Annotated in this window: 13 protein-coding genes and 1 pseudogene; 4 read left to right on the top strand and 10 right to left on the bottom strand. The window is 69.6% G+C overall.

Translation table 11 applies throughout. The annotated features are described in order from the left end of the window. From QE412_RS01670 to QE412_RS01685, 4 genes are read right to left on the bottom strand one after another with little or no spacing between them, the layout of a single operon-like run. Positions 1-804 (bottom strand): ABC transporter ATP-binding protein, encoded by an 804-nt coding sequence (locus QE412_RS01670; RefSeq protein WP_307479352.1) that lies wholly within the window; start codon positions 802-804, stop codon positions 1-3. Beyond that, on the bottom strand, positions 801-1880 hold the full coding sequence (locus QE412_RS01675; RefSeq protein ID WP_307479355.1) for a FecCD family ABC transporter permease: 1080 nt from the start codon (positions 1878-1880) through the stop codon (positions 801-803). Before QE412_RS01675 ends, QE412_RS01670 begins: the two co-directional genes overlap by 4 nt. Then, positions 1877-2932 (bottom strand): FecCD family ABC transporter permease, encoded by a 1056-nt coding sequence (locus QE412_RS01680; protein ID WP_307479358.1) that lies wholly within the window; start codon positions 2930-2932, stop codon positions 1877-1879. The genes QE412_RS01675 and QE412_RS01680 overlap by 4 nt, the downstream gene beginning before the upstream one ends. Positions 2933-2939: 7 nt before the next feature. Continuing rightward, the gene (locus QE412_RS01685) at positions 2940-3995 is read right to left on the bottom strand and encodes an ABC transporter substrate-binding protein (protein WP_307479360.1); all 1056 of its coding nucleotides are present in this window, start codon (positions 3993-3995) and stop codon (positions 2940-2942) included. A gap of 104 nt (positions 3996-4099) precedes the next feature. Between QE412_RS01685 and QE412_RS01690 the strand changes: the two genes are divergently transcribed. Together QE412_RS01690 and QE412_RS01695 are read left to right on the top strand one after the other, a co-directional pair. After that, positions 4100-4909 (top strand): helix-turn-helix transcriptional regulator, encoded by an 810-nt coding sequence (locus QE412_RS01690; protein WP_307479365.1) that lies wholly within the window; start codon positions 4100-4102, stop codon positions 4907-4909. 210 nt (positions 4910-5119) lie between these two features. After that, complete coding sequence (locus QE412_RS01695; protein WP_307479368.1) at positions 5120-6415, top strand: citrate synthase; 1296 nt, start codon at positions 5120-5122, stop codon at positions 6413-6415. 82 nt (positions 6416-6497) lie between these two features. On the opposite strand, the gene QE412_RS01700 is transcribed toward QE412_RS01695, so the two are convergent. The 6 genes and pseudogenes from QE412_RS01700 to pxpA all read right to left on the bottom strand — a co-directional run bounded on the left by QE412_RS01700 (position 6498) and on the right by pxpA (position 10705). Then, on the bottom strand, positions 6498-7475 hold the full coding sequence (locus tag QE412_RS01700) for a 5-oxoprolinase subunit C family protein (protein WP_307479371.1): 978 nt from the start codon (positions 7473-7475) through the stop codon (positions 6498-6500). Then, complete coding sequence (locus tag QE412_RS01705) at positions 7465-8361, bottom strand: 5-oxoprolinase subunit B family protein (protein WP_307486969.1); 897 nt, start codon at positions 8359-8361, stop codon at positions 7465-7467. The genes QE412_RS01700 and QE412_RS01705 overlap by 11 nt, the downstream gene beginning before the upstream one ends. Beyond that, positions 8358-8843, bottom strand: coding sequence for an ATP-binding protein (locus tag QE412_RS01710; protein WP_307486972.1), 486 nt, complete (start codon positions 8841-8843; stop codon positions 8358-8360). The genes QE412_RS01705 and QE412_RS01710 overlap by 4 nt, the downstream gene beginning before the upstream one ends. An 88-nt stretch (positions 8844-8931) precedes the next feature. Continuing rightward, positions 8932-9705 (bottom strand): annotated as a pseudogene (locus tag QE412_RS01715) (ATP-binding protein); the annotation flags it as partial. Positions 9706-9707: 2 nt separating this feature from the next. Beyond that, the gene (locus QE412_RS01720; protein ID WP_307479374.1) at positions 9708-9947 is read right to left on the bottom strand and encodes an acetyl-CoA carboxylase; all 240 of its coding nucleotides are present in this window, start codon (positions 9945-9947) and stop codon (positions 9708-9710) included. Then, complete coding sequence (pxpA, locus tag QE412_RS01725; RefSeq protein ID WP_307479377.1) at positions 9944-10705, bottom strand: 5-oxoprolinase subunit PxpA; 762 nt, start codon at positions 10703-10705, stop codon at positions 9944-9946. The genes QE412_RS01720 and pxpA overlap by 4 nt, the downstream gene beginning before the upstream one ends. A gap of 111 nt (positions 10706-10816) precedes the next feature. Between pxpA and QE412_RS01730 the strand changes: the two genes are divergently transcribed. Both QE412_RS01730 and QE412_RS01735 read left to right on the top strand, forming a co-directional pair. Further along, the gene (locus tag QE412_RS01730; RefSeq protein ID WP_307479380.1) at positions 10817-12262 is read left to right on the top strand and encodes a PucR family transcriptional regulator; all 1446 of its coding nucleotides are present in this window, start codon (positions 10817-10819) and stop codon (positions 12260-12262) included. Between the two features lie 200 nt (positions 12263-12462). Then, positions 12463-13803: a purine-cytosine permease family protein gene (locus QE412_RS01735; protein WP_307479382.1), complete on the top strand. Its 1341-nt coding sequence runs from the start codon at positions 12463-12465 to the stop codon at positions 13801-13803. The last annotated feature ends 55 nt before the right edge of the window (positions 13804-13858 follow it).

Raw genomic sequence — 13858 nt, forward strand, 5'->3', positions numbered from 1 at the left:
TCATCCGCGTGCCGCCCGGTCGCGACCGAGGGCGGAGACCGCGGGTGTGCCCGACACGGGGTCGGGCGTGACGACGCAGCGCAGCCCGAAGACCTCCTCCACCATCTCGGCGGTGACGATGTCGGCCGGGGAGCCCTCGGCGACGATGCGCCCGTCCTTCACCGCGATGAGGTGGGTGCCGTAGCGCGCCGCCTGATTCAGGTCGTGGAGCACCGCGACCAGCGTGCGACCCTGCGCGTTCAAGTCGGTCAGCAGCTCCATCAGCTCGATCTGGTGCGCGATGTCCAGGAACGTCGTGGGCTCGTCCAGCAGCAGGATCGGCGTCTGCTGCGCGAGCGCCATCGCGATCCACACGCGCTGGCGCTGACCGCCCGAGAGCTCGGAGACGAGGCGCCCGGACAGGTCGGCGATGCCGGTGGCATCCATCGCCTCGGTCACCGCCGTCTCGTCCTGCTCCGACCACTGGCGGAGGAACCCCTGGTGCGGGAAGCGCCCGCGTGCCACGAGGTCGATGACGGTGATCCCGTCGGGGGCGATCGAGGTCTGCGGCAGCAGTCCCACGGCGCGGGCGAGCTCCTTCGGCTGGTAGTCGGCGAGCGGGCGCTCATCGAGACGCACCGTTCCGGCGGAGGGCGTGAGCAGTCGGGCCAGCGCTCGCAGCAGTGTCGACTTGCCGCTCGCGTTGGCGCCGACGATGACGGTGAACGACCCGTCGGGGATGGCGACCGACAGACCCTGCGAGATGATGCGTCGGTCGTAGCCGATCGTCAGGTCGGTGGCGGTGAGGCGGGCGGGAGCGATCATGCACGTCTCCGGGTTTCGTGGACGAGGAGCCAGACGAGGTAGAGCCCGCCGACGACGACGGTCACCAGTCCGACGGGCAGAGGGGTGGGAAGCACGTGCTGGGCGACGACGTCCGAGGCGAGCAGCACGACCGCGCCGACGAGCGCGGACGGTACGAGCGCGATTCCCGCCGTGCGAGCCAGGCGGCGGGCGATCTGCGGGGCGGCGAGGGCGACGAACGCGATCGGGCCGGCGGCGGCCGTGACGGCGGCGGTGAGCGCGACGGCGCAGACGACCAGCCCGAGTCGGGACCTCTCGACACGGACGCCGAGAGCCCGGGCGGCGTCGTCGCCGAGTTCGAGACGCGACAGGGCACCCGAGAAACCGACCAGGGCGGCGCACGCGACGATCACGACGCCCACGGTGGGGAGGAACTGCGCCCAGCCGACCGGCGTGAGCGAGCCCGCTCCCCACACCGCCGCGACCATCGCGACCTCGATCTTCGCGCGCAGCAGCAGGTAGGTGCTGAGCGCCTGCAGCATGGCCGAGACCCCGATCCCGACGACGATGAGACGGAAGCCCTGGATGCCACGGCGGTACGCCAGCGCGTAGACGAGGGCCGCGGCGACGAGTCCGCCGACGATGGCGCCACCCGCGACGGCGATGCTGCCCGCGCTCGCACCGAGCAGGAGGATGACGCTGAGGCCCCCCGCGTAGGAGCCTGCCGACAGTCCGATGACGTCGGGGCTGGCCAGGGGATTGCGGGTGAGCGACTGGAAAACCGCCCCCGAGATCCCCAATGCCGCGCCGAACACGAGGGCGGCGAGCACGCGCGGCAGGCGCCATTCGCGCACGACCGTCGCGGTGAAGCCGCCGTCGACGCCGAGCAGGGCACCGGCCACCTGAGCGGGGGTGAGGGCGAAGTCGCCGAGGCAGAGGGCGAGGATCGCGAGGGCGAGGGCGACCGCGGCGACGACGACGGCGGTGACGAGGGTGCGGACGCGGAAGCGCAGCGACACGCCCGCGCGGCGGACGACGGCCGTGCGGGGACCGGGGGCGGGCGTCGCCTCCACGGTGCGGGAGAGGGGGGTGGTCACAGGCTGGTCGCTTTCGCGCGGCGGACGAGGGCGATGAGCACGGGCGCGCCCACGAAGGCCGTCACGATTCCCACCGGCACTTCGCTCGGCCACAGCACGACCCGTCCGATGACGTCGGAGAGCAGCAGCACCGTGGGGGCGATGACCATCGTGTAGGGCAGGATCCAGCGCTGGTCGGGGCCGACGACCCAGCGGGCGACGTGCGGCGCCATGAGCCCGATGAACGCGATGGGCCCCGCGATGGCGGTGGCGGAGCCGGCGAGCACCGTGATGGCCACGATCGACAGCACGCGCGTGCGCACCAGACGGGCGCCGAGAGAGGCGGCGAGGTCGTCGCCCAGTCCCAGGGCGTTCAGCGAGCGGGCGCAGGCGAGGGCGACGACGACGCCCGCCCCGACGAAGGGGAGTACCGGAACGATGACGTCCCATCCCCGCTCGACGAACGACCCGGCGTTCCATCCGCGCAGACGCGCGAAGGTGACGGGGTCGAGCAGCATCATGGCGCTGGTGATACCCAGGAGCACCGCGCCCACGGCGACACCCGCCAGGGTCAGGCGCACCGGGTCGGGGCCGCCGCGACCGGCGCCGCCGATCGCGTAGACGGTCACGGTGACCAGCAGCGCCCCGCCGAATGCCCACGGGAGGAACTGCACAGCGGTGACGGCGCCCAGCACGACGCCGATCGCCACGAAGAGGGCGGCTCCGGCATCCACTCCCAGGATGCCGGGATCTCCCAAGGGATTGCGGGTGAAGGCCTGGATGAGCGCGCCGGCCAGCCCCAGGCAGATGCCGGCGACGAGGGCGGCGGCCGTGCGCGGCAGACGCAGGTCGAGCACGATCTGGTCGCTGAGGGAACCGTCGGGATGCGCCATCGCGTGCCAGATGTCGGCCGGTCCGAGCGGGTTCGAGCCCACCGCGATGCTGAGGCCGGCAGCGATCACGAGCGCGAGTACGGCGGTGAGAAGCCCCGCGGCGCGTCGGCGCCGCGAGGAGGACGGGAGGCGGTCGCGCCGCGCGCCGGGGCGCGACGCGACCGCGGGTGCGGAGGTCACCGGGGGATCAGCCCTCGACGCTCTGGGGCGATGTCCCCGCCACGGCCTTCTCGAGCCGCGGCACGAGGTGCTCGATGACGTACTTCTGGCTGAGCGGCGTGAGGAAGTAGATCGCCCCGGCGAGCTCGGCGTCGGTGTAGACGGCGTGACCGCCGGTCACGGCATGCAGAGAACGGGTCGTGCCGAAGTCGAGCAGAGCCGGCAGCGACTCGGCGCTCTCGGTGGCGAAGACGATGACGTCGGCGTCGATGAGCGACATGTTCTCGCCCGAGATGAGCGCCTGCGCGCCCTCCTGCTGGACGTACTTCTCCAGTCCCGGGGTCATGACGAAGCCGAGGTCGGTGAGGAAGTCCGTGTTCAACCCGTCCGGGTAGACGTAGATGCTGCCCTCCCAGGGGCCGCCCTGCGAGAAGGATGCCGTCTTCCCGGCGAACTCCGGGTGCGCCGCCGCGGCGGCCGCGTACTGCTCCTCGATGCCGGTGACGAGCTTCTCTCCCTCGGCGCTGCGACCCATCGCCTGCGCGATCTGGCGGGTCTGTCCCTTCCAGTCGGAGAAGTACCGCTCCGTACCGGGGGCGCTCGCGATCGTCGGGGCGATCGCGCTGAGCTTCGTGTAATCGTCGGCGGTCATGTTGGCGTTGGTGCCGACGATGAGGTCCGGCTCCAGCGAGGCGATCTTCTCGAACTCGAAGCCGTCGGTCGAGGAGAGCACGGTGGGCTCGGCGCCGTTGAGCAGGTCGGTCGCCCACGGCCAGACGGCGTAGGGCTGTTCGCCGTACCACTCGGTCGTGGCGATCGGGGGCGTGCCGAGCTCCAGCAGGATGTCCTGCTCGGTGAGACCCACCACGACGACTCGCTGCGGTTCAGCCTCGACGGTGGTCTCGCCGAACTTGTGGGCGACGGTGACGGGGAACGTGTCGCTCGGCTCGGTCGAATAGGTCGCGTTCTCGGCGACGGCCGTGGCGGTGCCACCGCAACCGGTGAGGAGCGCTGCGGCGACGGCGAGGACGGTGCCGAGCGTGGCGAGGCGCGCGATGCGGGAGCGGAGTGGGAATGCGGACATGGGAGCTCTCGGGTAGGCGGGTGTGGGCGTCGCCAGGTTAGCCTTGCCTTACCTTGCCCGCCATCATCGTGAGGAGACACGAAGTGCTGATCGAGGACACGGTCATGTCCCGTGGCGAACACCCGAGCCTGGTGGATGCCTCTGGACTCGCGTCGTATGGTCGCGAACGGACATTCGCGGAGTTCGCGGTCACCTCGACATTCGTGGACGGTGGCAGGGGATTCGACCTCCACGGGCACGAGGAGGATCAGCTCGCGTGGATGGCATCCGGATCCGTGGAGGTGTCGGTCGGGACCGATCGCTGGCACCTGCGTCGAGATCACGCGGCGTGGATTCCCACCGGCGTGCTCCACGAGATGCGGTTCACCGAACCCGGAGAACTCGTCAGTGCCTACATCGACCAGCGGCACCGGCCGAGTCCGACGGGGTGGAGTCGTGCGCGCGTGCTCTCGCTCGATCCGCTCGGCGGAGCGCTCCTGCGCTACCTGGCCGCGGAGGGTCGATCCGAGGTGCGCCGGCAGGAGAGCTTCGCCCTGCTGAGCAAACTGGTCGCCGAGGCGCCCGTCTCGCGCGAGGTCGTCGCCCTGCCGCAGGATCCACGCGCTCGCGCGATCGCCGTCGCGCTCCTCGCCGCACCCGACGATGATCGCGACCTCGAGCAGTGGGCGGCCGAGGTGGGCGTCAGCGCCAAGACCATCGCCCGGGCATTCCTCTCCGACACGGGATGCACCTTCCGCGAGTGGCGGGTGCGCGCGCGCCTGCACGTCGCGGTCGGGCTGCTCGTCCAGGGGGAGCCCGTGCACGCCGTCGCCCTCGCCGTGGGCTACGACTCCGTCAGCAGCTTCATCTCGGCGTTCCGCCTCCGGCTCGGCATGACCCCGGCGGCGTACGCCGGGCATCACCGACGCGCATGAGGAGGATCCCTCCATTCGATGGGGGCATGCTTTGGCGGTGTCATCTGTACGTCGGCGCGACTACTAGGCTGTAAAAGCACTGTGTTCGGGTGACCCTCCGGGCGCATGCCGACCCGGATGACACACCCGTGGCATCCATCGGTCGAAGGCCGCGGAGCCCCGGGCGCCGCGATCGACCATACGGGCGACCAGAAATCGCAAGGAGGCGCGGTGAGCGACGCGGGAACGCAGCACGACAAGGCCACCCTCACGGTGGGGGGCACCACCGCCGAGTTCCCGGTGCTGCGCGGCACCGACGGCATCCCGAGCATCGACGTCGCGTCGCTGACGAGGCAGACCGGTCACACCACGCTCGACTACGGCTTCGTGAACACCGCGTCGACGAAGTCCGCCATCACCTACATCGACGGCGACCAGGGGATCCTCCGCTACCGCGGTTACCCGATCGAGCAGCTCGCGAAGAACAGCACCTACCTCGAGGTCGCGTGGCTGCTCATCTACGGCGAGCTGCCCTCGGCATCCGAGCTGGAATCGTTCGACGAGCGCATTCGCCGTCACACCCTGCTGCACGAAGACCTGAAGAGCCTGTTCTCGGCCCTTCCGCCCACCGCTCACCCGATGTCGGTGCTCTCGGCCGCGACGGCCGCGCTGTCGACCTACTACGAGTCCGAGTCCGACCCGCACAACCCCGAGCACGTCGAACTCAACACCGTGCGCATGCTCGCGAAGCTCCCCGTGATCGCGGCCTACGCGCACAAGAAGAGCATCGGGCAGGCCTTCCTGTACCCCGACAACAAGCTGAGCTTCGTCGACAACTTCCTCAAGTTGAACTTCGGCGTCATGAGCGAGACTTACGAGTCCAACCCCGTCATGACGAAGGCGCTCGATCTGCTGCTCATGCTGCACGCCGACCACGAGCAGAACGCCTCCACCTCGACGGTGCGCCTCGTGGGTTCGACCGGAGCGAACCAGTTCGCGTCGATCTCCGCCGGCATCCAGGCCCTCTCCGGCCCCCTGCACGGCGGTGCGAACGAGGCCGTGCTGCAGATGCTCGGCCGTATCCGCGACTCGGGCGAAAGCGTCGAGCGCTTCGTCGAGCGGGTGAAGAACAAGGAAGAGGGCGTCAAGCTCATGGGCTTCGGCCACCGGGTCTACAAGAACTACGACCCGCGCGCCAAGCTCGTCAAAGAGGCGGCCGACGAGGTGCTCGAGGCCCTCGGCGTCAGCGACCCGCTGCTCGACCTCGCCAAGGAGCTCGAGCAGATCGCCCTCGAAGACGACTACTTCAAGGCCCGCCGCCTGTACCCGAACGTCGACTTCTACACCGGCGTCATCTACAAGGCGATGGGCTTCCCCACGCGCATGTTCACGGTGCTGTTCGCGATCGGCCGCCTGCCCGGCTGGCTCGCACAGTGGCGCGAGGCGATCACCGATCCGCAGACGAAGATCGGCCGCCCGCAGCAGCTGTACACGGGTGCTGCCGTGCGCAACTACCCCGGCGTCTGACCGCCACGCGAAACGCCCCGTCCCTCTCGCGAGGGGCGGGGCGTTTCGCGTGGGAGTGCGAAGCCCGCGGGCGAGGCGCGCCTCAGTCCGCGCCGAGTGTGGTCACGATGCGGGCGATCCGCGAGCGTCGCTCCGCCCGGGCGGCGAGCGCCCCGCCCATGTCGACCGGCACGAACCGTGTGCGCGTCCCGGGGGCGGCGCGGGCGACGAGATCCATGTCGGCGCTGATGACCGTGGCCACCATCGCGTACCCGCCGCCCGATACCGCGTCGCGGTGCAGCACGATGGGCTGCGTCCCGCCGGGGATCTGGATCGAGCCGACCGCGTACCCGGCGTCGACGATGTTCGAGGGGTCCTGTCCGGCGCCGAAGGGCTGGTCTCGTTCGCGCCACTCGACTCCCGGCCCGGAGTATCGCAGCCCCATACGGTCTGCCGTCGGAGTGAGCGTCCAGTCCTCCTCGACGAGGCGGCGGCGGCCTTCGCCCGAGAGGAGATGGTCGTAGAGCCCGAACATGATGCGCACCTCCTGCTCGCGGGAGAAGACGGGGCGGTCGGCTTCGGCGATCGTGTCCGTCGCGGGGAGAGGCCGCGTGGGAGCGAGGGTGTCGAGCACGTCTCCCGCTCGCAGCGCTCGGCCGTCGACCCCGCCGATGCCGCCGATCGCGTAGGTGGATCGGCTGCCCAGCGCCAGCGGCACGTCGATCCCTCCGCGCAGGGCGATGAAGAACCGGGTGCCGCCCTGGATGACGCCGAACGACAGCTCGTCGCCGGCCTCGAGACGAATGCGTGTCCAGGCGGGCCGCGGCTCGCCGTTGACGCGGACCTCGATCGGAGCCCCGGTGACGGCGATGTCGATCGGCGCGGTCACCTCGATGACGGGCCCCATGTACGCGCACTCCAAGACGGCCGCCTCGGGACCGTTGCCGACCAGGGCGTTCGCGAGGCGAGCGGACTCCTGGTCCATCGCGCCGCCCTGCGGGAAGCCGAGGGCGTAGTGACCGATGCGACCGAGGTCCTGAACGGTGGTGGCCAGCCCGGGCTGGCGGATTTCACATGCCATCGAGAACCTCGATCATCGTGCGGTTGGCGGCGAGCGGGTCGGCGAGCGAGGCGCCGAGCGAGAAGGTGACCGGAGCCTGACGGTAACGGTAGGTGCCCGTGTCGACCTCGTCCTGGATGCGGTGGTACTCGGCTTCGTCGACGGGGCGGAACCGCACGATGTCGCCCGCGCGGAACAGCACCGACGAGTCCACGAAGTCGGGCAGGGTCTGTTCCGGCTGGTAGATGGGAGGGGCGACCACGCCGAACATCTGGTACCCGCCTGCTCCGCGCACCGAGTAGATCGCGCCGAAGCATCCGCCGTGGCCGAGGGTGAGCCGAGGCGTGTCGGTTCGGGGGCTGAGGTACTTGGGCACCTCCAACTGCTGGTCGCGATCGACCAGCTGGTAGAGGAAGGGCAGTCCCGCGACGAATCCCACCATCGAGACCAGCCAGGGCTGCGAGTGATGACGTCGGATGAACTCCGCCCTGTCGGTGAGGCCGTTCACTCGGGCTGCGTAATCGAGGTCGCCCGACGACGGATCCTGATGGTAGCCCTCGCGGAATCGCGCGGCGGTCTCGGCCGTGAAGGGATCGTCGTACCAGACAGGTACCTCGATGATGCGCGTCTGCAGCTCGTCAGCGGCGTCCGTCGCCCCCTCCTCGATCTCACGAACCGTGTTCTCCAGCACAGCGGCGTCCAGCTCGTCGGGGTCGAAGCGCACCAGAAGTGATGCGTTCGCGGGACAGATGTCGATCACGCCGCGCAATTCGCGTTGTGCGAGACCGCGGGCGATCGTCATCGCGCGGAAGTTGGCGGCAAGTCCCATCGCTTCGTCGATCTCGGCGAAGAGGAACTCATCCCCTCCCCAGGTCAGGCGGGCGGGGGCCATCGAGACAGAGGTCATGAGAGGTTCCACGCTTCCGGTTCGGCTTCGATGAACGTCGTGTAATGCGCCACCTCTCGGAACGCGGCCGCGTTCACGAGAGCACGGTGGAGGGGCAGGGTCGTCTGGATGCCGTCGATCGCGGTTGCGGCCAGCGCGTCGTCCATGGCCTCGATCGCCGCGTCCCGGTCGTCGGCCTGCACGATCAGCTTCGCCACGAGCGAGTCGTAGAACGGTGTCACCACCGAGCCCGTTCGGAAGCCGGTGTCCATCCGGACGCCCTCGGGCCACGAGAAGCGCTCGATGGTGCCGGGGCTCGGGAAGAACCCGCGCGACGGGTCTTCGGCGTTGATGCGGCATTCGATCGCATGGCCGTTCAGTCTGACCTCGGCCTGCGTCAGCGCGAGCGGCGCGCCATCGGCGATGCGCAGCTGTTCGGCCACCAGGTCGAGGCCGGTCAACGCCTCGGTGACGGGATGCTCGACCTGCAGGCGGGTGTTCATCTCGATGAAGAACGCCTCGCCCGACGCCGGTGTCGAAGAGGAACTCCACGGTGCCGGCCCCGGCGTATCCGCACGATCGGGCGAGGTCGACCGACGCCTGATGGATGCGTTCGCGCGTGGCATCGGGAAGCCCGGGCGCCGGCGCCTCCTCCAGCACCTTCTGCGATCGACGCTGCATCGAGCAATCGCGGTCGCCGAGGTGGATGGCATCCTTTCCGTCTCCGAGGACCTGCACCTCGACGTGCCGGGCATGTCGGACGAAACGCTCGAGGTACACCGCGTCGTCGCCGAAGGAGGCGCGCGCCTCGCTCCGGGCGATCGACAGTGCTTCGTCGAACTCCTCCGGTGAGCGCACGAGGCGGATGCCGCGGCCCCCGCCTCCGGCGCGCGCCTTGATCAGCAGGGGGAAGCCCACGGCGGTCGCCGCGGCCGGGGCGTCGTCGTCGTCGCCGAGGGCTCCGTCGCTCCCGGGGAGGGTGGGAACGCCGGCTTCGCGCGCCGCGACGATCGCTCGGGCTTTGTCGCCCATCAGCTCGATCGTGGCGGGGTCGGGTCCGACCCACACGAGCCCCGCGTCGATCACCTGACGGGCGAAGTCCGCGTTCTCGCTGAGGAAGCCGTATCCGGGGTGGATAGCGTCCGCGCCGTGCGCACGGGCGGCGTCGAGGATCGCGTCCTGCGAGAGGTAGGACTGCGCGGCGGGGGCCGGACCGATCACGGCGACCGCGTCGGCCACCTCGGTGATGAGGGCATCGCGATCCGCCTCCGACACGACGGCAACCGTCTCGATGCCCAAGGAGTGCGCCGTGTGGGCGATACGCACGGCGATCTCTCCCCGGTTGGCGATGAGAAGACGCTGCATCCTCACGCCTCGGTGATCGTGACGATCACGTCGCCCGGGTTCACCGCGCCGTTGTCGCCGACGAGGAACTCGCCCACGATCCCGGCGACCGGTGCGGGGATCTCGGAGAACTGCTTCATGATCTCGATCACACCGATCGTCTGACCGGCATCCACGGCGTCACCCGTCTCGATGTACGGGTCTTTGCCCGGGCCCGGTCGGCGGTAGAACACGCCGGGAAGCGGCGAGATGATGTCGGTCATGAGATGTCTCCTTCGGGGGACGTGGTCGATCGGTGGTGATGGTCGATGACCTCGCGCACGGCGCAGGCCACCGCCACGGCGGAGGGCGCGTCGGAGTGCACGCACACGGTGTGGAAGACGAGGTTCACGGCGGTGCCGTCGACCGCGGCGACGCTCTCGCCCCGGATCGCGCGCGTGACGCGGTCGGCGGCGGCCGCGGGGTCCGTCTCGTGGGCGGCGCGGGTGAGGATCAGGCGCGCACGGGCGTCGTAGTCCATGTCGACGTACATCTCCGGGATGAACTCGACGCCTTCCTCGCGGCAGACCCTTTCGTGCGCGGTGCCGGCCAGCCCCAGGAACGGGACCCCGAAGGCTTTGGTCGCTCGTGCGGCGGCGCGCATGAGGTCGGCGTCGTCCGCCAGCATCCCCCAGAGGGCTCCGTGCGGCTTGATGTGCGACAGCGGTTGCCCCGCCCGGTCGAGGAAGGCGGAGAGTGCTCCCACCTGGTAGGTGATGAGTTCGTCGACCTCGTCGGGGGTCAGCGTCATCCGTCGACGTCCGAAACCGACCAGGTCGGGAAGGCCCGGGTGTGCTCCGACGCGCACGCCGTGCTCCGCGGCGAGCGCGACGGTGGTGCGCATGACCCGGGGGTCGCCGGCGTGGAAGCCGCACGCGACGTTGATGAGATCGACCAGGGGCATGAGGTCGGCGTCGTACCCGAAACGGTGCAGTCCGATTCCCTCGCCCATATCGGCGTTGATCGTGAAGTGGTGGGACACCCCCACAGAGTACGTTTCGCGGATGCCGTGCCGTCTCGGCCGTATGCTCAACATCGATCCTCTGTTTGTTCAAGGTGCACAATGCGCGGTGAGGGGTGGAAGGACGACGCGATGCGACTGGCGGATCTGATCGGCGACGAGGTGCTCGGACTGCGCCTGGTGGGGGACCCGCCGGCCGACCGCCTCGAACGCAGTGTCACGGGGTGCTCGCAGTCCGAGTTGATGGATCCTTCGCCGTACATCGCGCGCGGTGAACTCGTTCTGACCCTGGGGATGGGCATGAACGTCCGCGACGTGCGCACGTGGGATGCCTACGTCGAGCGCATCGTCGGCGCGGGCGCCAGTGCGCTGGGTTTCGGTCTCGGCCCCGTTCACGCCGCGATCCCCGAGGGGTTGGCGCTCGCCTGCTCCCACTACGACCTCCCGCTCATCGAGCTGGCCCCGGACTTCCCGCTGATCAAGTTGTCGCGTCACATCTGGCAGGAGCTCGCGGCCGAGCGCTACGAGATCGCGCGTCGTGGGTGGGAACTCGCCGACGACTGCATCCATGAAGCGACCGAGGGCGCGCCGCTCACGCAGCTGCTTCGGCGCCTCAGCGAGACGGTGGGCGGACGCGTGCAGCTGCTCGATCCGGCCGGTTTCGAGATCGGCGCGGCGGGGGAGTCCCATCGCGAACCTGGTCGGACGACCCGGGCACGGCTGCGCCTGCCCGGCGGAGAGCACCAGCACTTCCAGCTCGCGGTCGAGGCTCGCGACGAGACGATGCTGCTGCAGCCCCTGCTCGGGCCCGCGTTGGCCGTGGTGGCGATGCAACTGTCGTACACCCTGACGGCCCGCTCGCCGATGCACTCACAGTCGGCGGGCATGTTCTTCCAGGCGCTGCTCGATCCCCGCTCCGACGCGGAGCACCAACGCACGGCGGCCGTTTCGACGGGTTTCGTCCCCGATGCGCCGTGGGATGCCGTGACGGTGCGGCGGCCCGAGACGGTCTCGTTGGCGACCCTGCGTCTTCTCACATGGCGTCTGCGCGTGCTCCTCGAGCGGGAGTACGCCCGCGTGCGCTTCTACGATGAAGCGGATCGAGCCACGCTGCTGATGCAGGGCCGGCGCACGGATCGTCACCTCGGGGACATCCTCGCCGAGGTGGCCGACGCCGAGGCCGGTCTCGACGTGCGCTACAACCGGTCGCTCTCGTTCGATGAGATCGCGGTCGCGCTGCAGGTGTGTCGACGTGCGCCGCTGCGGGCCGGGGTCGCCCCCGCCCCGGTCGCCGATCTGCTCTCGCTGGTCGAGGGCTTGCCGCGCTCGGGCGTATCGACGCTCGCCCGCCGCGCTCTCGGACCCCTCGCCGATGCGGAGCCGGTGCTCCTCGAGACCCTGGAGGTCTACCTCGAGACGAGTGGATCGACGAGAGCGGTCTGCGACCGTCTCTTCATCCATCGCAACACGTTGTCGTACCGGATGCGACGCATCGAGACGCTGCTCGGGGTCGACCTCGAGGACGGGCAGACGCGGGCTGTCCTGCTGTTGGCGTTCCGTCTGCGCAACGCGGGGTGACCCCGCTCTCGAGCGTCGGCGGTTGAGCGTTCTGCACAAGACGACACCGGAACTGTGGCGAACGGCACATGCGGGAGCCGTGTCCGGCATCCATAGACTCCTCGACAACTCGCCAGCTCACCCCGCTCGTCTGCCCGAGTACGACGGGTTTCGCTGACCGTCCGAGCGAGCTCACCCGACCCTCTCCCTTGGAGGTCCCTTTGTCGTACTCGTCCTACCTCGTCCGCGACTCCGATCGCGTTCCCCGCTGGTCACTCACCATGGCATGGTGGGCACTGTTCTCCGCCATGTTCTGGATCTACGTCGCCGTCGCCTCGGCCGGCGCCGTGGGATTGGTCAACACGCTCATCGGCATGGCGCTCACCGTGGCGACCTATGGGGTCGTCAATCTCGTCCTCTCGCGATACGCCGCCCGCACGGGCCTGACGGTCGAACTGTTCTCGCGGAGTCTGTTCGGCATCCTCGGTTCGGCGTTGGCGACACTGATCTTCGCGGCCACCGCCATCTACTACGCGGTGTTCGAGGGCTCGATCATCGCCGTCGCCCTGCAGAAGTTCTTCGGCGGCGAGATCAACCTCTGGTACCTCCTCGTCGTGGTCTACGCCATTCCCCTGGCCGTCGGCCCCGTTCAGCGGTGGCTGGATCGTCTGAACGGCATCCTGCTGCCCATCTACGTCGTCGGTCTCGTGGCCGTCGTCATCGCGGCGACCGTGCAGCACGGCGCGCCGACGGCGATCTTCGATGTCGCTGCGGCGGGCCCCCTGCCCGGCTGGCTCACGTCGTACCTCATCTACATGGGCGTGTGGATCATGATGATGTACACCTTCGACTACGCCCGCCTCGGTCGCCCGGCCGATCGCAAGTTCCACGGGACGATCACCTTCGGGTGGGTCTTCTACCTGTTCACGTTCGCCGTCAACGGGCTGATCGGCATCTACGTGATCGCGGCCACCGGGCACGAGGGGAGCGAGACCGGTGTCGTCGATGCGTTCCTCGGCACGCTCGGCTTCTTCGGCCTGCTCGTGATCTTCGTCTCCCAGACCCGCATCAACACCGCGAACTACTACCTCGCCTCGACCAACCTCGACGCCTTCGCCACGCGGGTGTTCCGCCTGGCGCTGCCGCGGTGGGTGTGGGTGATCGTCAGCGGGGCGATCGCGTACCTCCTCATGCTCACGAACGTCGTCACCTGGCTGTTGAAGGCCCTCGCGTGGCAGGGGGTGTTCGTCACCGCGTGGGTGGCGATCGCGCTCGTCGCGATCGCGCTGACGCGCGGCTCGACCTCCCTGCCCGAGGTGCGCCGCGAGCGCCTGTCGGCGATCACCCCGGGGGCGATCGTGTGGCTGGTCGCGGCCGCGGTGGGCATCGCGCTCACCGAGGTGAACGCCGGTGTGCTGACGTCCTTGGCTCCGTTGGTCACGGTCCTGATCGCGGGCGTCGGCGCGGCCGTCGTGTTCCGCACCTGGCCTCCCCGCACGATCGAGTCGACCGGGACGGATGCCGCGGAGTCGCTGGAGCTCGACGAGCAGCACCTGCGCTGATCGAGCTGCCCGCCGTCCCGTCTCCCTGGAGGAGGCGGGGCGGCGGTGTGTCGCG

The sequence above is a fragment of the Microbacterium trichothecenolyticum genome (assembly GCF_030818955.1).
Classification (GTDB): Bacteria; Actinomycetota; Actinomycetes; order Actinomycetales; family Microbacteriaceae; genus Microbacterium; species Microbacterium trichothecenolyticum_B.